This window comes from Alteromonas sp. ABH4_457, from assembly GCF_056160625.1.
This window is the reverse complement of sequence record NZ_JBSWXN010000008.1, coordinates 249,661-275,045: the sequence shown is the minus strand read 5'-3', so window position 1 is coordinate 275,045 and position 25,385 is coordinate 249,661. Positions and strand designations below refer to the sequence as shown.

Below are 25,385 nucleotides of genomic sequence, written 5' to 3'. Positions count from 1 at the left end.
GTAACCACGTATAGTGCGTGGCGGTCAGAACATCACTGACAGGCACAGCCCTGAAAACGAAAAAGGTACAAAACATGAGTGAACAGGATAAACATAAAAAGCGCATGCAGGCGCAAAAAGAGAAAGTAGACGAGCGGATTGCACAGGCCACGGAAGAACGGGGCATTTTGATTGTGATCACCGGAAACGGTAAAGGCAAGTCTACGTCAGGTTTCGGCACTGTCGCGCGGGCAGCAGGTCACGGTCTGAAAGCCGCCGTGGTACAGTTTGTCAAAGGCACCTGGCCTTGCGGCGAACGGGATTTGCTGCAACAGGTTGGTGTACCCTTCCACGTGATGGGAACCGGCTTCACCTGGGAAACTCAGGACAAAGACACTGATATTAAAGCCGCCACCAAAGCCTGGGAGCAGGCGAAGATCTGGCTCAACGATCCGTCCATTGATGTGGTCCTGCTGGATGAAATCACTTACATGCTGACCTACAAGTATCTTGACCTCGATGACGTTATTGAGACCCTGCAAAACCGCCCTGTGAACCAGAGCGTGGTCGTGACCGGACGTGCCTGCCACCGCGCAGTTATCGATATCGCAGATACCGTCAGTGAAGTGCAATCCCGCAAACATGCCTTCGACGCCGGCATTAAAGCGCAAAAGGGAATCGACTGGTGATGAGATTGCGCAATCTTCTGCCTTTTCTTTGCTTGTTTGCGTCTGTCACCGTCCGTGCTGACGATATACAGAAACAACAACTCAGGTTAATTGTGCTGGCGCCGCATCTGGTTGAGTCGATGTATGAAATCGGTGCCGGCGATCAAATCATTGCCACCACCGATCATTCCGATTATCCACAGGCCGCCTCATCCATTCCGAGAATTGGCAACTACGCCCGCTTACAGATTGAAAAAATTCTCCAGTTACGACCGGATGTTGTGGTTGCCTGGCGAACCGGTAACCCCGCTGAAGATTTACTGCGGCTGGAGAAATACAACATTAATGTGGTGTACACCCAACCGGGCAAACTGGAAGACGTGGCAGAAGAGATCCGCTTGTTAGGGCAAATCACAGGCCGGGACTCCACCGCCAACCGCATTGCAGATGACTATCTTATGCGTCTTGAGAAGTTAAAAAACACGTATAAATCTGCCGCGCCGGTGAGCGTATTTTATGAACTTTGGGCCCGGCCCCTTCGCACAGTAGCCGGTGAAGCCTGGTTGCAGCAACAAATCTCGGTATGTGGCGGAGACAATATCTTTGCCAGTATCGATGACGATTATCCTCAGGTCAGCCTCGAGCAGGTGTTGTCAGCCAGACCACAGATCATTATTCAACCTTCAACCCACGGGCGGGGACAGCCGGACAAAATGGACTGGCAAAAGTGGCCCGGCATTCCCGCCGTAGATAATGCATTTATTCTGACACCGGATGCAGACAAAGTTCACCGCATGACCACCCGCATGCTCGGGGAAGTAGAAAGTATGTGTGAAGGCATAGACAAAGCACGTCAGTTTTACGCCTCTGATGAATGAATGGATAGTCATCCCGCTGGTGTTGTGGCTGGCCCTGTTCCTTGACAGAGTACTGGGCGAGCCAGCACGCTTTCATCCGCTAGTTGGCTTCGGTTCCCTTGCCGGTAAGGTTGAGCATTTTCTTAACCGCGCCCCGGCGTCATCATTCAGTATCGTTACCGGTTCGCTGGCGCTGGTGTTACTTACGGTGCCGGCCTTCTGCCTTGTGCTTTATTTACAATGGACGTTGAACGGCTGGCTGTACGTTATTTTCAGCGCACTGACGCTTTATTTATGTACCGGCCTGCAGAGCTTGCGTGTTCATGCGCTGCAGATTGCCGGACCGCTGAGCAGGAACGACCTCACCACTGCCAGACATTTTACCGGTTATATGGTGTCCAGAGATACAACCAGCCTGAGCAAGAACGAGATGACCCGCGCCACCGTTGAATCCGTGCTGGAGAACGGGAATGACGCTGTTATCTCCGGGTTGTTTTATTTCGCAGCCGGAGGACCTGCATTCGCCCTGCTCCACCGGCTGATGAACACACTGGATGCCATGTGGGGCTACAAAAATGCCCGTTACTTATACTTCGGACGGGCTGCTGCGAAAGCTGACGATCTGATGGCATTGCCCGGCGCCTGGCTTACTGCCACAGGCTACTTAATACAAAAACATCCGGGAAAGTTGTTAACCAACCTGGCTAAGAGCCGGAAACAATCAGCAACCTATAAAAGTGCCAATGGCGGGCTGGTTATGGCTGCCGGCGCAAATACGCTGGGCGTGACTATCGGAGGCGGGGCGCCGGTTTATCACGGCGTACCTGTGCCGGTACCGCTACTGGGAAGGGGCAGCAAACCAGAGCCGGAGCATATCTGCCAAAGTCTCACTCTGGTAAGTAAAGCTGCGGTGATATTCTGTGTCGTAGTATCTCTCTTTTCCGCCATATTCGCTGCGGGGGCACTTTCATTTTGACGTCATCACCTTTAACTCCATCATCTTCTGCGTCACTGCTTGAGCATGGTGGCCGCCTGCATACAATCGCACAGCAATATAACCGGCCGGTTGCAGACTGGCTGGACGTATCCACTGGTATTGCGCCGGAAAGTTATCCGCTACCGGATTTACCGTCTTCAGCCTGGCACCGTCTGCCCGAAATTACCCCTTCGTTTCTAAAAGCTGCTTCAGACTATTACGGCTGTGACAGCCTTTTACCGGTTGCCGGGTCACAGAGCGTTATTCAGCACTTACCTGCCATAGTCAGCCGCGCCGGGCGCAAACCACCCCGTGTATGGGTGCCGCACCCCGGTTACAAGGAACATGAAAAAGCCTGGGCAGACGCCGGCGTACCGGTTTACCGGTACCGGCATCTCCCTCATCTGACCGCACTGACAAGCGGCGATATTGTTGTAGTGATAAACCCGAACAACCCGACAGGCACCCTTGAAGAGAGGACCACACTCGCTACCCTTCAGGAACAACTGCATGCGCTGAATGGCCTCCTCATCATCGACGAGGCGTTTATGGACTGCACACCGGAACATTCCATGTTGCAGTCTTTGCACGGGGAAAACCTGCTGGTATTACGCTCGGCCGGGAAATTCTTCGGTCTTGCCGGCATCCGCGCAGGCTTTTTGTTTGCGTCCCGTCAATGGCGGGAACGTTGCTCCGCAGTACTGGGCCCCTGGCAGATTAACGGGCCGGCATTGCATGTGCTGGAGTCAGCATTTAACGATGTATCATGGCAATCAGCTCAGCGCAGTCAACTCAACGAGTCTGCATTGTGGCTTGGTAAACTACTGACAACGCACTTCGGCGTTAGATGTACGGGCACGCCGCTCTTTTGCACCATGCCACACCCCCGCGCTCCGGATCTGTTTGCAGCATTCTGTGCAGAGGGGGTTTATCCCCGGCTTACCGATGAGAAAGACGCTCTGCGGTTTGGTATGGTCACTGTTTCGCAAAGACCCCGCCTGGCAGAGGTTGTTGGCAGAGTGAACCGGGTCATGGAAAGGCCGTAAATTTAGTAGCAAACCGCCTGTTCACATTGACTTTAGCCTCTCCTGTTTGTAAGGTTGCGCCCGCTGTTTCAGGTGCTTACCGGTACACACCGATGTGTATTTGGGTAAGGTAAACGGGAAGTGTGGTTCTAATCCACCGCTGCCCCCGCAACGGTACAATGCAGTTGATGCATTCAGCCCGACACCGGCCTGTCAGACAGTTTTTTTACGAATGAAGCGGAGGGCTTCATCGGATTGCATTGTTCGTGACTACCTTATGCATTTCATTCCTGCATGTAACATCATGCCGGATGTTCAGGCTAAACTGACTTTACGTTTCCGCACTCCCTTTCCCTCCTTCAATCGTTGACACCAATAAGATTGAGGAACACACATGAAAACCAGCAAACTGGCCCTGGCCGTTGCTATGAGCTGCGCTGCCACATCTGTTATGGCGGCAGACGCAGGCAGTACTGAAGACTCTATTGAACACGTTGTCGTATCAAGCCGTATTGCCACGCCATTGCGGCAACTGGCTACCTCCGTATCCGTTGTTACGCAGGAAGAAATCGAACTTCGCGGTTATGCCAACCTGGCAGAAGTACTGCGCATTCAGCCATCCATTCATGTGACTGACAGCGGCGGTATCGGTTCGACGTCGGCACTGCGGATCCGTGGTGAAGAAGGTTACCGTACGCTTATCCGTATTGATGGCGTGGACATCTCTGATCCTACCGGCACACAGGTTCAACCTCATGTTGGTCAGTTACAGAGCGCCAATGTGTCGCGGGTAGAGATCCTCCGTGGTACACAAGGCCTGGTATACGGCGCAGATGCCGGTGGTGTTATCAACATCCAGACCGGCCGTGTTGAACAAGGTACATTTGGCAGCGTGTCCGCCTCTGCCGGCGCGTATAACACCAATAACATTGCCGGTGAAGTGGGTGCCGGTACAGAACTGGTCGACGGTTATTTGTCAGTGTCTGATTACTCAACGGATGGCTTTAACGCACGTCTGGACGACACCATCCTGCAGGATGATGACGGCTATGAAAATACCACCGTGCATGCCCGCGTGAATGTTCGTCCGGTTGAAGATTTATCTCTGGGTTTTGTTGTCCGCAATAACGACGGTGAAGGTGAGTTTGACCATTGCTACAGCGATGGTTACGTAGACGACTGTCAGAGCAATTTCAAACAGACCAACTTTCGCGTAAATGCAAACTACGAAACAGATTCAGGTAACCAGCAACTGGCGTATTCGAAAAGCCTGGTAGAGCGTGAAAACCTGACTCTCAGCGAGCAAAGCTACTTCACGAAAGGGAATATCGAGCGTGTCGAATATCTGGGTAATACACAGGTAAATGCTCAGAACAACGTAGTTTACGGTATCGATTGGGAGGAAGAGAGCATTACATCTTCCGGAGAAAGCCGTACACAGACCGGTTACTACGCCGAGTTGCAAAGCGAATTCACTGAAAACTTATTCACCACCGCCGGCGTTCGCTACGATGATAACGAAGATTTTGGCGAACATGTCAGCTTCCGTCTCAGTTCTGCATACATCTGGGCGCTGGAACAGGGTGATTTGAAATTACGTGGAGCATACGGAACGGGTTTCCGCGCGCCGAGCCTGTACGAAATTCAGTATAACCGTGATTTCGGTTATGCCCCTGCTTCAGACATCGATTTGAAAGAAGAAACCTCCGAAGGTTACGAGATCGGCCTGCAATTTACCCCGTCTGAAGGCACATCTGTTGAGGTGGTTTACTTCGATCAAAAAATCGAAGACGCCATTTCTTTTGATCTCGCCACTTACTCCGGCTATCTGCAGGAATCCGGCACGTCGTATTCTGACGGTGTCGAGCTGATTAGTCAGTGGGCGGTAACAGACGCCTGGTTACTGAAAGCTAACTATACCTATAACGATACCGAAGATGCCACCGGCGCTCAGCGAAGCCGCCGGCCGCGGCAACTGGGTTCACTAGGGGTTATGTATCAGTACGAAGCACTGACCGCAGAAGCTAACGTCCGTCTGGTCGCTGATGCTGTCGACAGTGGCGTCAAGCTGAAAGACTATGCACTGGTAGATGTAAGCGCACGTTACAGTGTTAATGAGCACCTGGACGTATTTGGTCGCGTTGAAAACGCGCTGGATGAAGATTACCAGGGCGCATCAGCATTCCGTTCACGTGGACGGGCAGCCCACGTAGGTCTGACTTACGCATTCTGATAGTTGTGCATTAATACAGACAAAAATGGCTGCCCCGGGCAGCCATTTTTTATTGCTGTGATTTTACCGGTTGATTTCGCTCACCGATAATAGCGATAACATCATTATGATAACCGTCTGACGTTTTATATTCCCTGTAGCCTTTTGATACAGCAAAAGCCAGAATATATTCCTCGCCGTTAATCTCATGAATACCTGCACCTTTGTGCCCGTTACCACCTTTACTGATGATATCCGGCAACGTGATTCTGTCACCGGTTCGCCAGTTTGCATTGTCAGTGGTACTGATCACATGCCCGTTCCTGTCGGTGTACAGACCAAATATACCGTCATTTTCCCCGCCGGTGACATCCTCCAGCATTTGTTTAAACTCGGGTCCGCTGTCGAAGACCAGTCCAATCCCACCATTTACCTGACCGTCTGCGGTAATCGCTGCGTTGTAAATGTAGGTATGCTTACCCTCATAGTAATGACAGGGCACGAATTCTGATACACAAAACTGCTGCGAGCTTTTCAGGTTAAACACCTGTCCGGCCCCAATATCAGCATGAACCGTGGTTCCTTCCAGCGCTTTCATTGCCGGACGGGAAACAGCAACGATTTTTCCATCCCGGTCATAAATATACAGGCCGGTATAAACAGTATAGAGATCGTTAATATAGCCAAGCACGCCGGCCATTGCCGCAGCATCATCAGGGGAACTCCGGCGCTTGTTAAGTACACTCTGAAACAACCCTGTGAGTGCCCACCAGCGGCAATCGTTCGCCCGCTCATAAAGATTTCTGTCCATGATATCGATGGCAAGAGCAGCCTGAAAAATCAGTCCGTCGTAATGCGTGTTCAGCGCAGTATTCATCAACTGACTTACTGAGTCGGTAAAAATTGACTGCATTTGCCGGCCGATTTGCCGGATCTCTTCCAGAATGGGAATAAACTCGTCAGCATCACTGCGGGCAGCAGCTATCCGTCCGTTAAGCACAACGAGCTCCAAATCCTCAGTCACAATTTTCGCCTTGTGACGTATGTTACTCAATGCCGGTGAAAAGCCGCGCCAGCGCTGAACATCGTCACTGTTTCCTTCACTGTTCTCAGGATGTGCTGACATGCTGGCAAACGGCAGCAAAACACATCCTTGCCAGCCAAGCCCCGCATAGCCCTGATAACCACGCGTGCGGGCTACGGTGCAGTAGTACTCATGCTTACCCAGAGTAATGATCTGATTACTGCGACTGACATTCAGCGACGTCCCCCGTGGTAGCACAGTTTCGTCAGCCGACACCAGTGTATTTCCCTGCTTATCGAGCAATGCCATGATCGCACCGGACCCGTCATCCAGATCGGCAAACAAACTGCGCATCTCACCTTCCAGTTTGAAACTCATGCATAAAACGCCGGTAACACGTTGGGTCTCAGGATCTTTCACAGGCGCAAGGAAAAGGGAGGACAGGGGAAAGGCTGGCCTCAGAGGAGAATAGCGACAAATTTCCAGATATTCATGTTCGCCGGTCAGTACTTCTGCAATCACCGGATCATCGCCGGAAATATCTGCGCCTGTATCCATCTGTGCTTTTAACTGTCCGGTCTCATCAAACAACATAATGTCATCATAGACAGAATACTTGGCAGCATATTCAGTCAGGCGTTTCACAATGGCATACGTATCCGGCCCGTGATCTGTGCTATCACTAAGGAATGCCAGTATGTCAGCATCTGTTGCCAGAAATCCAACGTCTGCAGTGCGTTCAAACAGATTTCGGACTGGTATATCAATCAGCGTTTGCGCAACAGCCTGATTTTTTACTCCGCATTGCTGCGTGTTTTCAGACAGCAGATTGTCTATGAGAATTTCCTGCAGTTCGCTGAATTCGGCTTTTGTTTCAAGCATATTGCTGAGCAAACTCTGGGGTACATTCAGAGAATTGATTTTGCCGACCAGTGCCACCTTATCCCACCAGCTGTTGAGACTGACCAGATTCGATTTATGACCGGATACTGTTGTAAAAATATCGAGGAACTGACTTTTATTATTTTTGAGTAGCGCTTCCACTGTGACACCTTATACTTTAGTATAAATTATTGTTTTTTATCAGCATTTTTAAATTACCCTAGCAGATATTAAAACGCCGGTTTGTATAAATTTTGTTAAACATGGCTTTTTTTTAAACTTTTTTATGCGTCCTGCCAGTGCAAGTTGTTAAAAGGACTTCCCCTTAACAGACGGATATTCAGCGCAAGTGACCGCAGCAGATGTTGAACATGCACAATGTTTTGTGTATCAATCGGTGGGACAAACTTGTTTGGAAAAATAACGATGATAATGAATACCCGTAAAGCCCGTTTGAGTATTGCCGTTGCTGCTGCCGTTTTTGCGCTGTCAGCCTGCTCAAAAGCACCGGAAACGACAACCCCCCATACACCTGAAGCGCAATCTACTTCTGAAAAGTCCGGCCAGTTGCTGGTCGACCCTGCCCGTCTATCTATTTATAAGCCTGTCGAATTAACGACTGATCTGTCACGTTTTTCTGATGATCAGAAGGCCATGCTTTCGCTGCTCATCGATGCCTCAGTCATCATGGACAGACTTTTCTGGAAGCAGGCGTTCAGTGGCGATAAAGATACGTTCCTGAAGTCTTTCAGTAACGAAGACGTTGCCCGTTTTGCAGATATTAATTATGGCCCCTGGGATCGCCTGAACGGTGACGCCGCTTTTCTTAAAAACACAGACAGCAAGCCTGCCGGCGCAGAATTCTATCCTCACGACATGACTAAAGAGGAGTTCGCGGCAGCAGACTTTGCAGATAAGGACGGCCTTTATTCGCTGGTAAAACGCAAGGACGACGGCTCCCTTCATAGCGTACCTTACTCAGACGCATACAAACCTGAACTCACCGAAGCGGCAGCACTGCTGAGAAAAGCCGCAAAACTGGCCGGCAATGAAGAATTTGCGAATTACCTGAATTTGCGGGCAGACGCCCTGTTAAGCAACGATTATTACGCGTCTGATATGGCCTGGATGGACATGAAAACCAATCCTGTTGAACTGGTGATTGGCCCCATTGAAACCTACGAAGATCAGCTTTTTGGTTACCGTGCCGCCTTTGAAGCTTATGTTCTGATAAAAGACCTGGCCTGGAGTGACAAACTGTCTAAGTACGCGCAGTTTTTGCCGGAGTTGCAAAAAGGCTTACCGGTACCGGATGCCTATAAAGCAGAAATGCCCGGCTCCGATGCTGATTTAAACGCCTATGATGTCATCTACTATGCAGGCCACTCCAATGCAGGCAGTAAAACCATAGCGATTAATCTGCCTAATGATGAACGGGTACAACTGGCGAAAGGAACACGTCGTTTGCAGCTTAAAAACGCCATGCGCGCCAAGTTCGACGAAATCCTCATGCCCATTGCAGATGAACTTATCACCCCTGAACAGCGCAATCACATCACCTTCGACGCATTTTTTGCCAATACTATGTTCCATGAAGTTGCTCATGGTCTGGGTATCAAAAACACGCTGGACGGCAGCAGCACCGTCCGTGCCGCACTGAAAGAACATGCATCAGCCCTTGAAGAAGGGAAAGCTGACATTCTCGGTTTATACATGGTGCAGAGCCTGCTGGAAAAAGGCGAGATCACTCAAGGTGTACTTGAAGATTACTACGTGACTTTCCTTGCCGGGATTTTCCGTTCCGTGCGTTTCGGTGCCAGCTCGGCCCACGGCAAAGCCAACATGATCCGGTTTAACTTCTTTGCTCAACAAGGTGCGTTTACCAAAGATGAAGACGGCTACTACAGCGTAAACATGGAAAAAATGGGCAGCGCGGTAGAGGCATTAAGCCGGTTGATTTTAACTTATCAGGGTGACGGCGATTACGACGGTGTTGCAAAACTGGTGGACGAAATGGGGGTCATAAAACCTGAATTAGCGTCTGACCTGGCGAAGCTCGAAGCCGCTAATATTCCTGTCGATATTACCTTTAAACAAGGTAAAGATGTTCTGGGATTGTAGACACGACTTCCAGTTTGCTCTCCGTAAATAAGGCCACTTCAGAAGAAGGGGCCTTATTGTTTTCAAACCTAAATTTACCCCGACGCTCTAAATCTCAGGACACGGTTGTTTACACACCTGGTGAGTCAATATTTTACCCCCGGATGACGGTTGCAGCTTAACAAAAAAGACATGCAGACAAATCAAACTCAATTATTTAGTGAAGATCACAGACTAAAGTCCTGAGCATGTGATCACTTGAAACATTTATTATTCCACCGGTCACCGCTGTTTTATTCCTTTTGTTCTGTTGTATGTAAGTAATTAGCTTGCTGACTCATTTCTATTAGCTTACCATTAACTGAGAATAAAAATTATTACTATTAGTGAATAGTACAAGGAAATATAGTAGTCGCGATATGAATAAAACACTTTTAAGCACACTTTTCGCCACCATGTTTTATGGTCTCAACTCTCCTTGTGTCCTGGGTCAGGAACAGGATGAGGCGTCCAACGGAACAAAAGAGATTGAGGTTATCAGCGTTGTTGGTACAAACCAGTCCCGCTACATAATTGAAGCTAAAGATGGTGCGACAGGCCTGAAACTTTCATTTTTAGATAACCCTCGCAACGTCACGCTCATACCTGAACAGCTCGTTCTGGACAGAAAAATTACCACGCTGGAAGAAGCGCTTAGAAATGCCCCCGGAGTAAGTGCCGGCGATGGCTTCGGCGGCACAAACGACGACTTTTTCATGCGTGGCTTCAGACGTAATGCTGTATATCGCAACGGCTTTAAAGTAACTTCGAATTTTAAAACCAACCTTTCAAACACAGAATATGTACAGTTGGTTAAAGGCCCTGCAGCCATTACGTATGGTCAGGTTGAACCTGGTGGTGTTGTAGACGTGCGCACCAAACGGCCCTTAAGTAAACAACGCATCGCGGGTGAGGTGCGCTATGGCACATTTAACGATAAATTTGCCATGATTGACTACGCACAACCTGTCAACGATGATCTGGATATTCGTGTTGTCGCTTCAACACAGAATTCTGATAGCTTCAGAGATTTTTCAGAGATCAAACGCGATACCATTGCTTTTTCTTCTCGCTATTTCGTCAGTGATACCACTCAGTTGAACCTTGCTTATGAATGGCGTGATGAGTCCCGCCCATTGGATAGAGGGACAATAGCTATTGAGACCTCCGAAGGTCCTAAAATCATTAACGATTTACTGGATGTGCCATATAGCCAGCGCTTCGGTAGTCCCTGGGAAATTGCTGAAGTTGACTATCAAATTCTCGAATTGGGTTTAGAGCATGAATTCCTTACCAATTGGAGTATAGAAGCTAACTTTGCACGAGAGGACTCAACGGGCAATGACTTGCAATCCCGTCCCAGAATCGCTTTCGTTGTAGATGCAGACACGCCAATTAACGACCAGGGTTATGCAACTGGTTTATTCGACCCCGCGATCATCACATCCGGTGCTGTTTATGATGATCCCGACGACCGCGTATATTTAGTTAAGCGTCTGGACGGGAGTCGGGACCGCGACATCGAATCGACCCTCGCTAACGTAAAAGTACGCGGAAGTTTTGACTTTGCAGGAATGACACATCAGATCATAGTGGGTGCAGATTATATTGACAGTGTTACCACTCGCCGGTTTGTTACCGGTGCGCAAACAGATGGCATTACGGCTCCCTTTCATAGCTTTATCGACCCGGTTTACACACTTTCCGATGGCTTTTCTTTAGAAGGTGTTCCAGTTGATACATGGAGAAATGAAGATACAGGTTATTATGCAAACATCTTCACTGATGTTACTGAGTCATTTGCAGTACTTGCAGGAATTCGTTACAGCGAAACCGATTACGAGTTCGACCGCGAAGGTACCATACTGGCTCAAACTCGTGCATCCGGCATAACGCCACAGGCAGGTTTTACCTACCGTCCATTTGAAACGGTTTCGTTCTTTGCTTCTTACGCAGAATCTTTTGAACCTAACTCTGTTGTGCCAAACAATGCTGGCGAAGTAACAGAGATTGCTCCGGAAGAAGGTGAACAATTTGAGTTTGGTGTAAAAAGCGAACAGCTTAACGGTAAAGTACAGGGGTCGTTAACACTATATAGTATCGATAAAGTAAACGTTGTCGACGGCCTGGATGATGCCGGCAACGTCATATTTATTGACGGGCGTTCCTCTGATGGTGTTGAACTCAGCGTTACAGGCCAGCCCCTGGACGGTATGAATATTTCAGTTTCCTATGCATATACCAATGCAGAAGACAGGGATAGCGCCGGAGTGACACGACAAGCTGAAAGTATTGCTGATAACATTTTAAACCTTTATGCATCTTACGAATTGCAGAGTGGAGATTTTGAAGGGCTTGGTATTGGTGCGGGCTACTACTATGAGTCTGATCGGGTTATGGACGCTGAAGGGAACCTTTCATCTCAGTTAAACCTGGGCGATGTTTCTTTGGTCGATTTATCGGTTTGGTTCACGCTTCCGACTTCGGGCATAGTTGGGAAGTCAGGAAATGTCCGTCTTCAACTTGCAGCCAAAAATGTGTTTGATGAAGAATACTATGGCGCTGGCTTTACCGTTCTGCGTATCCCTTTAGGTGCGCCGCGCACAGTAATTGCATCGGTATCATTTGATTTTTAGTGATAATTCCCCTCACGTTTATACTGGTGTAGTTAAAGCATTTCGCATACTTGTTGTGTGATTTCAGAGAAGTATACACAGCCAGTTAAGGCTGGCTGAGTATAATGCGTTCAAAGGTTTTGTTCTACGTGACAAAAGAAAATAGAAAAGGGTTAAAGAAACTCTACAACTGGCATGCATGGGTTGGCTTTCATCTGGCTATTTTAATGTTTGTCGTATTGTTCACGGGCACCGTAGCTACTATTTCAAATGAGATAGACTGGTTAATTTTCGATGAATTACGCGCGTCAGAAAAACCACCTGGACGAAGCAGTAAACCCACAGATGATGACTGGGTTGAAGTATATGATGCGATAAAAGAAGCATACCCTAATGGCCAACCCCGTTTTATGCTCACAATGGGCGAGGATTACCTCACTTTTCGGGCTACGATTGAAGACGAAACTATAGACAACCAATTTGTTCAGGTTGATCAATGGACTTATGAAGTGACTGGCACCATGCCAAGACTGACGGTTCAACGTTTTTTCCGCGATTTCCACAGATATCTGTTTATGCCTGCCCTCCCCGGCATTATCTTCGTTTGTGCTATGGCATTCGCTTTATCTATTTCAATATACACAGGAATTAAAACAACTAAGAATTGGCGCAAAGCGCTGTTTCGCGTTCGCTTTGATAAAGGAGGCCGAATCGCTTTAAGTGATCTGCATAAATTTCTGGGGTTGTGGGGAATCTGGTTTAGCGTGCTAATCTGTGTAACGGGTTTGTGGTATTTTTACGAGTTTGGCTACCGGTTCTCAGGAAGCAGTGTTGAGCCACGTGGGCCTGAAATTGAGCGTAATGTGCAACACAATGATCTAGCTGCATCAATCCAAAATCAACCAACTGAAGGCATTCATTTAACGTCTAAAGAGTTTGAAAAAGCGATACGTACAGCGCAAAAAGCCCACAAAAATTGGCATATCACCTCAATCTTTATACCAAACGATCGGACTTCCCCAATTCAAATGCGAGGAGTGAAAAACAACCCACTGCTGCGAGACAGAGCGTACCGGGTTTTCATTCATCCTGAAAGCCTCGAAATCATAAGCACTTTTACACCTGAATCTATTGGTGTAAATGCATACTTAAATGAATACGCCGACCCGTTACATTTTGGCACTTTTGGGGGTATCTGGACTAAAATCACTTGGTTTATTTTTGGCATCACCCTTACCGGTATGTCCTTTACTGGCGTGTGGATGACATGGAAACGCACTAAATCCACCTCCTTATCGCGCGCACAAATCGGTACGTTACCAATTTTTGTGCTAGCGGTAATAGCCCTGTACTTTTATATCGGACGTTTTACCTGAGGCCAACCATACATTTTATACTTTCAAAAATACCGGCAGAAGTTCATGTTCAGGCAGTTTCACTAAGAAAATACCATGGAATAAATAATACAGGCGATGATGCTCAGCTATTGCCACTTAAGCGCTTAGCTTATTCCAGCGCTGTTTTCAGCTTCTCAGTGTACGGCGGCCAGCCCAGCGGCTTACCGGCCAGTACGTGCAGATGAATGTGATAGACCGTCTGACCACCGAACTCATTGCAGTTCATTACCGTACGATAGCCCTGCTCTGCGAAGCCCTGTTCTGCGGCGACTTTCGCAGCCACATAACTTAAGTGCCCGACCACGGCACGGTCCTCTTCTTCAATGTCGTTAATGGTTGCGATGGGCTTTTTCGGGATCACCAGAAAGTGCACCGGCGCCTGCGGATTAATGTCTTTGAATGCCAGCGCCAGATCATCTTCATAAATGATATCAGCGGGAATTTCTTTGTTGATGATTTTCGTAAAAATAGTCTCTGACATTCTAATTCTCCATGCAGGTTAAGCGAACACGAACCAAAGCAACACCGCGCCTAAAATCATGCGGTAGATAACAAACGGCAGCATGCCGATGCGGGAAATCCAGCTCAGGAACAGGAAAATACATAAATAGGCACTGATGAACGAGAATGCCGCACCGTACAGCAACGCGCTCCAGTCTACTGCTGTCGTCGCCTGAACTAAATCAAAGGTTTTCAACGTACCTGCTCCCAGAATGACCGGAATAGACAGTAAGAAAGAAAACCGTGCACAACTCTCGCGGTCCAGACCTAACATCAATCCGGCCGTCATCGTAATGCCAGAGCGTGATGTGCCCGGGATCAGCGCCATCACCTGAGCGATACCAATGATGATCGCCTGTTTCATGGTGATGTTTTCCAGCGACTGTGTGTGTGTCGCTTTAACGTCGGCATACCACAGTAAGAGTCCAAAAATAATGGTTGTGGCCGCTATCACCAGCGCTGTTCTGGCATTCATTTCAATCCAGTCATCCAGTGCCAGGCCCACAAGCACTGCGGGAATGGTCGCCAGAATGACATACCAGGCAAGCTTGCTGTCGGTATTCTGGTTCTTTGTGAATCCCCGGGTCAGCCAGGCCACTGTCATTTGCGCGATCTCCTGACGGAAGTACAGCATAACAGCCAGTAAACTGCCCACGTGAACAGCCACATCAAAGGCCAGCCCCTGACTGTCCCAGCCAAGCAGTTCCGCCGGCAACAACAAATGTCCCGAACTGCTGATTGGCAAAAATTCAGTTATTCCCTGGATCAGGGCAAGAATAATAATTTCAAAAAGCGTCATCCCTAAGAATCACTCCATGTAAAATCGATTGGCCATAGCCGTTGGGAAGTTTGATCGTATTCCTGCCACAACTGCCGGTAGGTTTTTCCTGTTACGGGGTGCACGTGGTCAGGCAACAGTTCTGCAAGGGGTTGCAGTACAAATGCATTGTGCAAAATTTCTGCCCTCGGCAACGCAACAGGGTGCGTTGTCACTACGTTGTCGTAGGTTAATAGATCTAAATCCAGAGTGCGAGCACAATACTTTTTTTCACTGTGAGTCCGGCCATTTTCACGCTCAATCGCTTTCAGCGTGGCATTCACATCACCGGGACTTAAAGTCGTTTCAGCACTGATCACACAGTTATAAAACGGTGAACCATCAAAGCCAACCGCTTCACTTTCAAACATTCTGGAACACGTTACCGCAGAAAAGTGACGTTTTAAATAAACGTACCCTTGTCTGGCGTACCAGGTACGCTGAACGTTAGTGCCCAGACTGATGGTAATAAGGTGCATCAGTCACCACGACTCTGTTCAAAGACAACTGTCACTGTATTTACATCCGGCAGAATATCCGGCTTGGTTATCGCCAGCTTAATGTGCGCTACAGGAAAGCCTTTCAAGACAGCGTTAATCACGTGGCCGCCCAGGGCTTCAAGCAACTCAAAGGTCTGATCGGCGGCGGCATCCTGAATGGCTTTTGCCAGCAATGCATAATCAATGGTGTCTTTTACATCATCGCTTTGCATTGCCGCAGACAGATCGGCCTGCACGGTCACGTCAAACAGTAGTGTGGTTTTGCGGGTCCGCTCCCAGTCATACACCCCGATCAGGGTATCAACTTTAAGACCGGACAGAATAATGTGTTGCGTTTGTGGCATAGGTTACAGCGCCTGCGGCTCGCCTTACAGTGGTGGCCGCCACTTTACCACAACTGCCCCTGCGGTCACTAAACCTTGCTGGTATTTTACCTGCGATTCCTGTTAGTCTGCGTGCATGTAACGTATTGATAGTGTCTGCAACAAATGATCGCCCTGGTAATTCTTATGGTCTGTATCGCTTACCTGATGGGTTCGCTTTCCAGCGCCGTTGTGGTTTGCCGGTTATACCAGCTTCCTGATCCCCGTGCCGCCGGTTCAAATAACCCCGGGGCCACCAATGTATTCAGACTCGGCGGCCGCGTTCCGGCAGCGCTGGTATTGTTCATGGACGTGTTTAAAGGCACGGTGCCGGTATATTGCAGCTACTGGATGGGCATTGAACCTGTTGCTCTGGGTTTTATTGGCGTTGCGGCCTGTCTGGGACACATTTTTCCGCTGTACTTCGGCTTCAAAGGTGGCAAAGCAGTGGCTACCGCTTTTGGTGTTCTGTTACCACTGGGCCCGGAACTGGCAGGCTTGCTGATCCTGACCTGGCTGCTGGTCATGTTTGTCTGGGGCTATGCCTCTCTGGCAGCCATTATTGCGGTAAGTCTGGCGCCTTTATTTACCTGGTTTATCAAACCTATGTACACCGTTCCGGTGATCATGTTGTCGGTGCTCATTATCTTTCGGCACAAAGACAATATTCAACGCCTGCTCAAAGGTGAAGAAAGTAAAGTGTGGGATAAAGTACGTTTAAAATAAAACCGCACACTGCCAGAATAACGGATGTGACCGGTTTACCGGCAAACTCTTCATTTCTTTCTGTAATCTGAGAAAACATCATGCATTTTCAGGCGCAAACCCGCTTGCAGTTCATCATTTTCATGCTGGTCTGTGCCGCGTTTACCAACATCTATATTACTCAACCGGTACTTCCTGTACTCCGTCAGGAGTTTAATACTGACCTGGTCATGGTGTCTTTCACGGTATCGGCAGTGGTGTTGGGCATAGCGCTGGCAAACCTGCCTTTCGGATTAATATCAGATAAATTTCCGGTTCGCCCCGTCATCGCAACAGGCGGAACCGCCATTGTTCTGTGCGGACTGATTTGTGCGGCCACAGACAACCTGAATGTACTGATTGCCGCAAGATTCGTACAGGGTATCTTCGTTCCGTCACTGACAACCTGTATCGTTGCCTGGCTTTCCCGCTCACTGCCCCCTGAAAAATTGAATGTTGTGATGGGTGCTTACGTGTCAGCCACCGTTGCCGGCGGTCTAGGCGGCCGGATACTGGGTGGTTGGGCGTTTTCTCCGGAGCACTGGCGTTATGCATTTGTTGCAACCAGTCTGTTCACGCTCATTGCCTTTTCGCTGGCTCTGTACGGTCTTCCACGTGATAAGCGCGAAAAGTCTGACCCGAAAGCGCCCGCAGTCCGTTACATTCAACTTGTCAGGCAGTGGCCGCTTTTACGACTGTACCTGTGTGCGCTGAGCGGATTCGGCATCTTCTCATCAGTATTTAATTTTCTGCCTTTTCACCTTACTCAGCCGCCTTTTGCATTCACCACTGAAGACACCACCCTGCTTTATCTGGTGTATCTTACCGGCGTGATGATTGGTCCGGTGACAGGCAAGCTCAGTAACCGTATCGGCAGCGGTAACACCTTACTGACAGGTGCTGCTGTACTGTGTGTTTCCCTACTGATGTTGTTGCTTCCCTCGGTGCTGGCTGTCACTGCCGGGCTGATTTTACTGTGCGCAGGCTTTTTCACCATTCATGCCGCTGCTGTGGGTGCACTGAACGGTAAACTTACCGGCGGACAGGGCCGTGCTAATGCTCTGTACACACTGTTTTACTATGCGGGTGGCTGGGCCGGTATTACCCTATCCAGCCTTTTTTACAAGCATTTCGGATGGAATACGCTGGTAGGTGTACTGCTGGTTCTTCTGATCATTCCGGTAACCGCTGGGTGCTTCGAGCGACGCTTCAGCCCCCGCGGTGCGGGTCAGATTACTGCTCAGCCAGACCAAGATTAAAGGTGTCGCTGCCACTGTCTGTTTCAGGCACATATTCCAGCTTCATCAGCTTTGCCAGACCAGGATAAATTTCCAGGTTTTTCATCGGCGGTATGGTCGCCCCCTGTCTGAAATCAGGGCCTGCAGCAATAAAGGTGGCAGCCATGTCTTCCAGTGTTGCATCAAAACCGTGAGCGCCTTTACCGTCGTGGGTGCTGTCGCTGACAAAGTAACCCGGGGGCCGGATTTCCAGCATAATATCGCCGGTTCGCTGATCCCGTTCCATATGCACGCTGGTTCTGCGGGAATCTGACATCACCGAATAACGCCCTTTAGCGGTATCTTCTAAAGACGCCTTCAGCGCACTGATTTCCTGCTCCGTTGTGCCTTTTTTACCATAGATAAGTACCTGTGAACCGCGGGTCTCAACGGCAAACTTGTCGCTGATCCCAAGCTCAGCCTCTACCACCTTGCTTTCCTGGCGGATAGCAGTCATACCGTGATCAGACACCAGCACCAGGTTAACCGGGATATCCAGCTGATTGATTCTGCCATAAAGCTGGCCAATCAGACCGTCTATGAGCTGAACAGCGTCGTAGGTTTCTTTAGCATCCGGCCCGAAATCGTGCCCCTGCGTATCCACCAGTGAAAAGTAGCCCGCAATAAAATGCGGCCGCGATACTTCAGGTAAAGACAACCATTCGGTTATCTGATCAATTCTTCCCTGATAATCCGCATATTTAGAGTAGTGATAGTGATAAGACGGCAGATTGCCGTTAATTCTGGCATCAGATTCCGGCCAGAAATACGTAGCCGCCTTTAAACCGTTAAACTCCACCAGATTCCAAAAAGGCATACCAGATAACCAGGTCGAATCGCCGTACCCTTTACCCATGGAATATCGGGCATAACTGTCTTTTACAGGGCGGGATTTGTCGTAAAAAGCGTTATTTACGATACCGTGGTGAACGGGCAATAAACCGGTGATTATAGAAATATGATTGGGAAATGTGCTGGACGGGTACACCGGAATCATCTTTTCAGCCCGCACCCCGTCTTTCGCAATTTGTGCAATATTGGCCGCGTTGTGTTTTTCCACATAATCGTGGCGAAAACCATCGATGGATATCATCACCACATAAGGCGTGTCATCCTTCGCCTGCACGCCGGTTGTCAGTACAGCCAGCAATAGTGTTGCCCACAGTCCTTTTCGTTTCATTGTTTTTTCCGTCTTTTAATACTTGGCACAGTATAAAAGTGGACTATGACAACAACAATTCACTGACCGCAAAGTTCGCGACTTACACCGCGGGCAGAGAATCCAGTGGCCAGCGGGGTTTGGCGGCGGCGGATAAATCACAGAATTGTCCGGCCTTTAAGCGCTGCATGCCGGCATAGGCAATCATGGCGCCGTTATCGGTGCAAAAAGCAAGTCCCGGATAGAACACCTCGCCACGGAGTTCTTTCATCAGCGATTCCATGGACTCACGTAAATATGTATTGGCACTGACCCCCCCGGCAATGACCAGCCGCTTCAGACCGGTTTGTTTAAGCGCACGCTTGCACTTAATGATAAGGGTATCAACAACAGCTTCCTGAAAGGCGAACGCAATATTCGCTTTGGTTTGTTCGGAGTCGTCGGCATCGCGGATGGTGTTAGCGGCAAAGGTTTTTAATCCGCTGAAGCTGAAATCCAGCCCGGGGCGGTCTGTCATCGGACGGGGAAATTTATAATGTCCACCCTCACCTTTTTCTGCCAGCTTTGCCAGCAGCGGACCGCCAGGGTAATCCAGACCCAGTAACTTGGCGGTTTTATCAAAGGCCTCACCGGCAGCATCGTCGATGGACTCACCCAGCACTTCGTACTGGCCAATCCCCTGCACATTCACCAGCATCGAGTGACCACCTGATACCAACAGCGCCACAAAAGGAAACGCGGGAGCATTTTCTTCCAGCATAGGAGCCAGCAAATGCCCTTCCATGTGGTGTACACCCACGGCCGGTATATTCCAGGCGTAAGACAGTGCGCGACCTACGGATGAACCTACTAATAATGCCCCGACAAGACCCGGTCCCTGAGTAAATGCGATGCCGTCAAGGTCTTCACCTTCAGTAGCCGCGTCTTTCAATGCTTTGCGGATCAGTGGTATGATCTTACGCACATGATCGCGGGATGCCAGTTCGGGAACCACACCACCATAGTCGGCGTGCAGTTTAACCTGACTGTATAATTCGTGGGACAACAATCCTTTTTCGTCATCATAAACCGCGATGCCCGTTTCGTCGCAGGATGTTTCGATACCCAGAATACGCATTGATAAACCTCTTTATGGTGGTGCAGGGCGGGCAAGTTTACCGTTATTCGTTCACCCTGAAAACGGTAAATGCGAGGATCGCGAATCAGATTCAGCTAAAAATCTGCGATCGCTGGTTAATTTATTAACACTACCGGCTTTACTTTCCCTTCAGAAAAGAATAGAATTTCGCACCATTTTTAACCCGGGTGTCGATTTATCGCACACTTTCACGCCCGGCTACAGTCTTGAAAATTTTGAGGTGAGAATTTAATGCCTATCGTTAAAGTTAGAGAAAACGAGCCGTTTGATGTCGCTCTTCGTCGTTTTAAACGCTCTTGTGAAAAAGCAGGTGTTTTGTCAGAAGTTCGTCGTCGTGAGTTCTTCGAAAAGCCTACTTGGGAACGTAAGCGTAAAAAAGCGGCTGCTAAAAAGCGTCATCTGAAAAAGCTGGCTCGCGAAAACGCACGTCGCGTAAAACTCTACTAAGATAGTGTTGGCTTAACAAAGGTGCCTTAAGGCACCTTTGCTGTCTCAGGACCACTGAAAAAGTGATTCCCGTCCTGCCCGCCCTGTCCTTCTGATAAGCCCGACATCAGGAAAGAAAAATACTATGGCTTTAATTGACGATTTAAAAAACGCACAAAAAGATGCCATGCGCGCCAAAGAGAAATTGAAACTTGGCACAATTCGTATGGCACTGGCCGCCATCAAGCAAAAAGAAATTGATGAGCAAATCACTGTAGACGATAGCGCCATTCTGGCTATCTTAACCAAGATGGTTAAGCAGCGTGCCGACGCGGCCGCCCAGTATGATCAGGCAAATCGTGATGATCTGGCCAGCACAGAACGTGCGGAAATCGTAATTTTAGAATCTTTCCTGCCACAACCGCTTACTGATGAAGAAGTGGCTGCTCTGATTGACGAAGCTATGGCTGCAACCGGTGCCACCGGCATGCAGGACATGGGTAAAGTCATGGGTGCATTGAAGCCAAAAGTTCAGGGCCGCACAGACATGGGCGCACTGAGTGGAAAAATCAAAGCGCGTCTGAACGCGTAACACCCTGAGTCAGTTCAGATAGCCGTTTAAAAAGATCAGGCGCAATACGAAAAGGTTGCGCCTTCTTCTCTCCCTGATAAAGTAACCCACGTTTGCTGACCCTTCTGACATCGCGCTCAGGCACTGATCAGCTCTTACTGTTTCTGTTATATACCCGTAGGTTACATATACTGCATGTCCGGAAGAATTCCCCGCGATTTTATTGATGATCTGTTAGCCCGTACCGATGTTGTCGACATTGTGGACAGCCGTGTGAAACTGAAAAAAGCGGGTAAGAATTATCAGGCCTGTTGTCCGTTTCATAATGAAAAAACCCCGTCTTTTACCGTCAGTCAGGACAAGCAGTTCTATCACTGTTTTGGCTGTGGCGCTCACGGCAATGCAATCTCCTTTATCATGGAATTTGACCGGCTGGAGTTTGTAGAGGCGATTGAAGAGCTGGCACGGCTACACGGGTTAGAGATCCCGCGGGAGCAGAGCAGCCGGCCTGCAATGACAGAAGAGAAGCGTCAGCAGCAAAAGGATGACTATGCACTGATGGAATCTGTCACCCGCTATTTTCAGCAGCAGTTAAGACAGCATGCCAACAGCCACAAAGCAATTGACTATCTGAAAGGCCGCGGTTTATCCGGTGATATTGTGAAGCACTGGGAAATCGGCTACGCCCCGTCAGAATGGGATGGCGTACTGAAAACCTTCGGCACAGATCCCCAACGGGTTCAGCAGTTGCTGGATCTGAAACTGGTAAACAAAAATGATCGCGGCAAGACTTATGATTTCTTCCGTGACCGGATCATGTTTCCTATCCGCGATCGCCGTGGCAGAGTGATCGGCTTTGGCGGCCGGGTGCTGGATGACGGCGGCCCGAAATACCTTAACTCTCCGGAAACACGGATTTTCCACAAAGGCTACGAACTGTTTGGCTTTTATCAGGCGAAACAAAGCCAGCGCCACCTTGATAAAGTGGTGATAGTGGAAGGCTACATGGATGTGGTTGCGCTGAGCCAGTTCGATATCCATATTGCCACTGCAGCACTGGGCACAGCAACGACGCCGGAGCACCTCAGTATGCTGATGCGCACCACTTCCCACATTGTGTGCTGTTACGACGGTGACCGTGCCGGGCGTGAAGCTGCCTGGCGGGCACTTGAAAATGCATTACCCGCATTAAAAGATGGTGTGAAACTGACATTCCTGTTTCTTCCTGATGGTGAAGATCCGGATACCATGGTTCGCCAGACGGGCAAAGATACCTTTATGGCATTACTCGATGACGCCATGCCCTTATCGCGGTTCTTTTTTGAATCACTGCTGAAACAACATGAAGTCGGCACGCCGGAAGGTAAAGTGGCGTTGAAAGCCGCTGCGCAGCCTTTGATAGACCAGGTACTGGGTGACAATCAGAAAGCCATGTTGCAGGAAGAACTGGCGAAACATGTGGGTGAATATGACCGCTTTCGTTTGCAGCAGGATATGCAACAGGCAAAGCAAAAGTCGTCAAAACCAAAGGATTCCCACTACACCCAACAAAAGACCCAGATATCGCCAGTCCGTACAATGGTGCGTTTACTGCTGGATAACCCGGCACTGGCTGCCAGACACACCCACTGCTCGCCGCAGGTACTGGCGCAAAGTGGTGTTGCCGGTATCAACGTGCTCATCGACATTCACGGGTACTGTTTAAATAATCCACAATCCACCACCGCCCAGGTCCTTGAAAACTTCCGTGACCATCCCCACTCTTCTGTCATCGCGAAGTTGCTGTTACAGGAACACCTGATTAAGGAAGATGACGCAGATACCGTGTATTGCGACAGTTTTGCAAAGCTGCTCGACTGGCATTTCGACAGCAGAATTGAGACGCTGATTTCACGGTCGCGTATGCAGCCGCTCTCTCAGGAAGAGAAAACAGAATTGACCTTATTGATGAAAGAACGTCAGAAGTCGTAGCTCACGAGGCCGCCGGATAAAGTTCTGGCGAAAAATCACGCTGAACGTCTGGTCAAAAATGGGGTCTTTCTGTTATACTGGCTAATTCGCTGCAAGCAGATTTTATAGAAAACATCGGGCTTACCTTGATGCAATCTTGAGACGTATAAGATGCATAATTCAGGCCGAAATTACAATAGCCGATGTTCTGACAGGTGCGGTAACAAACGATAGCAAGCATGGACAAGACGGGATTTTTCCGGCTCTTGAACGTGCTTTTTTGCTTATTAATTCAATGTGAGAAGTGTAGGTTATATGGCTCAAAGCAAGCAGTCTCAGATTAAACTCCTGATTGCAAAAGGTAAAGAACAAGGTTACTTAACTTTTGCAGAAGTAAACGACCACCTGCCACAAGATATCGTCGATTCAGATCAGATCGAAGACATCATTAGTATGATCAACGATATGGGTATTCAGGTTTCAGAGTCCGCACCGGATTCCGATGAATTACTCATGCAAGAAACCACCGCCGATGAAGATGCCGCTGAAGCTGCAGCTCAGGCGCTGGCAACCGTAGAAAGTGAAATTGGCCGTACAACCGACCCTGTCCGCATGTACATGCGTGAAATGGGTACCGTTGAACTGTTGACCCGTGAAGGCGAAATCGAAATCGCCAAGCGTATCGAAGACGGCATCAACCAGGTACAGTGTTCTGTTGCTGAATACCCTGAAGCCATCACTTACCTGCTGGAACAGTGGGATTTATTTGAAGCGGAAGAAATTCGTCTTGGCGATATTATTTCCGGTTTCGTCGATCCTAACGAAGAACAGGACCTTGCACCTACCGCTACCCACATCGGTTCTGAATTGTCAGCTGAAGAGTTAGATGACGAAGACGATGACGATGATGACGACGATGATGATGACAGCGACGAGGACGATAGCGGCGTTGATCCGGAAGTTGCCCGTGAAAAGTTCGGCAAGCTTCGTGAACAATACCTGAAAACCCGTGCTGTTATTGAAAAGCATGGCCGTTCAGACAAGAAGTCCCGCGAAGAAATTGGCGTACTCAGCGAAGTATTCAAAGAGTTCCGCTTAGTACCTAAGCAGTTCGACCGCATGGTTAAAAACATGCGCGACATGATGGACAAAGTACGTATCCAGGAACGCCTGGTCATGAAGTACTGCGTTGTAAACGCAAAGATGCCTAAGAAAGATTTCATAAAGGCATTTGCTGGCAACGAAACCACTACAGACTGGTTAGAAGCCACGTTATCTTCAGGTGCGCCTTACACCGGCATGCTGCAAAACTACAAAGAAGATATCGAACGTTCTGTCTCCAAGATGAACAGCGTAGAACAGGAAACTGGTCTGGTTATCGCTGACATTAAAGACATCAACCGTCGCATGTCTATCGGTGAAGCGAAAGCCCGCCGTGCGAAGAAAGAAATGGTTGAGGCGAACTTACGTCTGGTTATTTCAATCGCGAAGAAGTACACCAACCGGGGCCTTCAATTCCTGGATTTGATTCAGGAAGGTAACATCGGTCTGATGAAAGCGGTTGATAAGTTCGAATACCGTCGTGGTTATAAGTTCTCAACCTATGCAACATGGTGGATTCGTCAGGCGATCACCCGTTCAATCGCTGACCAGGCACGGACTATCCGTATTCCGGTTCACATGATTGAAACCATTAATAAACTGAACCGTATCTCCCGTCAGATGCTGCAGGAAATGGGTCGTGAGCCAACGCCGGAAGAATTGTCAGAACGTATGGCAATGCCGGAAGACAAAATCCGTAAAGTGCTTAAGATTGCGAAAGAGCCCATCTCCATGGAAACCCCCATCGGTGATGATGAAGATTCGCATCTGGGTGACTTTATCGAGGACAGCACCATTATTCAGCCCCTCGATTCAGCGACCGGCGGCAGCCTGAAAGACGCGACCCAGGAAGTACTGGCTGGTCTGACAGCCCGTGAAGCAAAAGTGCTGCGTATGCGTTTCGGTATCGACATGAACACTGACCACACGCTGGAAGAAGTAGGTAAGCAGTTCGATGTTACCCGTGAGCGTATCCGTCAGATTGAAGCGAAAGCGTTACGTAAACTTCGCCACCCAAGCCGTTCAGAGCAGCTGCGCAGCTTCCTGGACGAGTAAGACTTGCAG

The 25,385-nt window shown here is 49.0% G+C and carries 21 protein-coding genes and 1 riboswitch; of the genes, 14 read left to right on the top strand and 7 right to left on the bottom strand.

The window, feature by feature from the left end:
• The first annotated feature begins 74 nt into the window (after positions 1-74).
• The 5 genes from cobO (at position 75) to ACXAGR_RS21095 (ending at position 5,738) form a co-directional block, all read left to right on the top strand.
• The gene (gene cobO / locus ACXAGR_RS21115; protein ID WP_474844983.1) at positions 75-668 is read left to right on the top strand and encodes a cob(I)yrinic acid a,c-diamide adenosyltransferase; all 594 of its coding nucleotides are present in this window, start codon (positions 75-77) and stop codon (positions 666-668) included.
• Positions 668-1,525 carry a cobalamin-binding protein gene (locus tag ACXAGR_RS21110; protein WP_474852524.1) on the top strand — a complete coding sequence of 286 codons (858 nt, stop codon included), beginning with the start codon at positions 668-670 and terminating at the stop codon, positions 1,523-1,525. Before cobO ends, ACXAGR_RS21110 begins: the two co-directional genes overlap by 1 nt.
• A complete protein-coding gene (locus ACXAGR_RS21105; RefSeq protein ID WP_474852367.1) occupies positions 1,518-2,480 on the top strand; it encodes a cobalamin biosynthesis protein CobD/CbiB in 963 nt (320 codons plus the stop codon). Before ACXAGR_RS21110 ends, ACXAGR_RS21105 begins: the two co-directional genes overlap by 8 nt.
• Positions 2,477-3,526: a threonine-phosphate decarboxylase CobD gene (cobD, locus tag ACXAGR_RS21100; RefSeq protein WP_474852365.1), complete on the top strand. Its 1,050-nt coding sequence runs from the start codon at positions 2,477-2,479 to the stop codon at positions 3,524-3,526. Before ACXAGR_RS21105 ends, cobD begins: the two co-directional genes overlap by 4 nt.
• Before the next feature lie 53 nt (positions 3,527-3,579).
• A riboswitch (cobalamin riboswitch) is annotated at positions 3,580-3,733 on the top strand.
• 166 nt (positions 3,734-3,899) lie between these two features.
• Positions 3,900-5,738: a TonB-dependent receptor plug domain-containing protein gene (locus tag ACXAGR_RS21095; protein ID WP_474852363.1), complete on the top strand. Its 1,839-nt coding sequence runs from the start codon at positions 3,900-3,902 to the stop codon at positions 5,736-5,738.
• A gap of 49 nt (positions 5,739-5,787) precedes the next feature.
• Here the strand turns inward: ACXAGR_RS21095 and ACXAGR_RS21090 are convergent, their stop codons facing one another.
• The gene (locus ACXAGR_RS21090) at positions 5,788-7,785 is read right to left on the bottom strand and encodes a cache domain-containing protein (protein ID WP_474852361.1); all 1,998 of its coding nucleotides are present in this window, start codon (positions 7,783-7,785) and stop codon (positions 5,788-5,790) included.
• A gap of 270 nt (positions 7,786-8,055) precedes the next feature.
• On the opposite strand from ACXAGR_RS21090, the gene ACXAGR_RS21085 reads away from it, so the two are divergent.
• From ACXAGR_RS21085 to ACXAGR_RS21075, 3 genes are all read left to right on the top strand, one after another.
• Positions 8,056-9,744, top strand: a complete 1,689-nt coding sequence (locus ACXAGR_RS21085) for a dipeptidyl-peptidase 3 family protein (protein WP_474852522.1) — start codon at positions 8,056-8,058, stop codon at positions 9,742-9,744.
• Between the two features lie 398 nt (positions 9,745-10,142).
• Positions 10,143-12,398 (top strand): TonB-dependent siderophore receptor, encoded by a 2,256-nt coding sequence (locus ACXAGR_RS21080; protein WP_474852360.1) that lies wholly within the window; start codon positions 10,143-10,145, stop codon positions 12,396-12,398.
• Positions 12,399-12,526: 128 nt separating this feature from the next.
• The gene (locus ACXAGR_RS21075) at positions 12,527-13,753 is read left to right on the top strand and encodes a PepSY-associated TM helix domain-containing protein (protein ID WP_474852358.1); all 1,227 of its coding nucleotides are present in this window, start codon (positions 12,527-12,529) and stop codon (positions 13,751-13,753) included.
• Positions 13,754-13,883: 130 nt separating this feature from the next.
• Here the strand turns inward: ACXAGR_RS21075 and ACXAGR_RS21070 are convergent, their stop codons facing one another.
• From ACXAGR_RS21070 to folB, 4 genes are read right to left on the bottom strand one after another with little or no spacing between them, the layout of a single operon-like run.
• Positions 13,884-14,255 carry a histidine triad nucleotide-binding protein gene (locus tag ACXAGR_RS21070; RefSeq protein WP_474844999.1) on the bottom strand — a complete coding sequence of 124 codons (372 nt, stop codon included), beginning with the start codon at positions 14,253-14,255 and terminating at the stop codon, positions 13,884-13,886.
• 18 nt (positions 14,256-14,273) lie between these two features.
• Positions 14,274-15,074, bottom strand: coding sequence for an undecaprenyl-diphosphate phosphatase (locus tag ACXAGR_RS21065; RefSeq protein WP_303573745.1), 801 nt, complete (start codon positions 15,072-15,074; stop codon positions 14,274-14,276).
• A 2-nt stretch (positions 15,075-15,076) separates the two neighbouring features.
• Positions 15,077-15,571, bottom strand: coding sequence for a 2-amino-4-hydroxy-6-hydroxymethyldihydropteridine diphosphokinase (folK, locus tag ACXAGR_RS21060; RefSeq protein WP_119500105.1), 495 nt, complete (start codon positions 15,569-15,571; stop codon positions 15,077-15,079).
• On the bottom strand, positions 15,571-15,936 hold the full coding sequence (folB, locus tag ACXAGR_RS21055) for a dihydroneopterin aldolase (protein WP_474845002.1): 366 nt from the start codon (positions 15,934-15,936) through the stop codon (positions 15,571-15,573). The genes folK and folB overlap by 1 nt, the downstream gene beginning before the upstream one ends.
• A gap of 144 nt (positions 15,937-16,080) precedes the next feature.
• Here folB and plsY point away from each other — a divergent pair, with 144 nt between their 5' ends.
• Both plsY and ACXAGR_RS21045 read left to right on the top strand, forming a co-directional pair.
• On the top strand, positions 16,081-16,680 hold the full coding sequence (plsY, locus tag ACXAGR_RS21050; RefSeq protein ID WP_119500103.1) for a glycerol-3-phosphate 1-O-acyltransferase PlsY: 600 nt from the start codon (positions 16,081-16,083) through the stop codon (positions 16,678-16,680).
• Positions 16,681-16,760: 80 nt separating this feature from the next.
• On the top strand, positions 16,761-17,957 hold the full coding sequence (locus ACXAGR_RS21045; RefSeq protein ID WP_474852356.1) for an MFS transporter: 1,197 nt from the start codon (positions 16,761-16,763) through the stop codon (positions 17,955-17,957).
• On the opposite strand, the gene ACXAGR_RS21040 is transcribed toward ACXAGR_RS21045, so the two are convergent.
• Entirely contained in the window at positions 17,932-19,155 is a 1,224-nt protein-coding gene (locus ACXAGR_RS21040; RefSeq protein WP_474852354.1) for an alkaline phosphatase family protein, read from the bottom strand. The genes ACXAGR_RS21045 and ACXAGR_RS21040 overlap by 26 nt on opposite strands.
• Positions 19,156-19,237: 82 nt before the next feature.
• Entirely contained in the window at positions 19,238-20,251 is a 1,014-nt protein-coding gene (tsaD, locus tag ACXAGR_RS21035; protein WP_474845008.1) for a tRNA (adenosine(37)-N6)-threonylcarbamoyltransferase complex transferase subunit TsaD, read from the bottom strand.
• A gap of 252 nt (positions 20,252-20,503) precedes the next feature.
• On the opposite strand from tsaD, the gene rpsU reads away from it, so the two are divergent.
• The 4 genes from rpsU to rpoD all read left to right on the top strand — a co-directional run bounded on the left by rpsU (position 20,504) and on the right by rpoD (position 25,376).
• Positions 20,504-20,719 (top strand): 30S ribosomal protein S21, encoded by a 216-nt coding sequence (gene rpsU, locus ACXAGR_RS21030; RefSeq protein ID WP_012517258.1) that lies wholly within the window; start codon positions 20,504-20,506, stop codon positions 20,717-20,719.
• 124 nt (positions 20,720-20,843) lie between these two features.
• On the top strand, positions 20,844-21,290 hold the full coding sequence (locus tag ACXAGR_RS21025) for a GatB/YqeY domain-containing protein (protein ID WP_474852352.1): 447 nt from the start codon (positions 20,844-20,846) through the stop codon (positions 21,288-21,290).
• A gap of 174 nt (positions 21,291-21,464) precedes the next feature.
• Positions 21,465-23,240 carry a DNA primase gene (dnaG, locus tag ACXAGR_RS21020; protein WP_474852350.1) on the top strand — a complete coding sequence of 592 codons (1,776 nt, stop codon included), beginning with the start codon at positions 21,465-21,467 and terminating at the stop codon, positions 23,238-23,240.
• Between the two features lie 294 nt (positions 23,241-23,534).
• Positions 23,535-25,376 (top strand): RNA polymerase sigma factor RpoD, encoded by a 1,842-nt coding sequence (rpoD, locus tag ACXAGR_RS21015; RefSeq protein WP_474845012.1) that lies wholly within the window; start codon positions 23,535-23,537, stop codon positions 25,374-25,376.
• Positions 25,377-25,385: the final 9 nt, after the last annotated feature.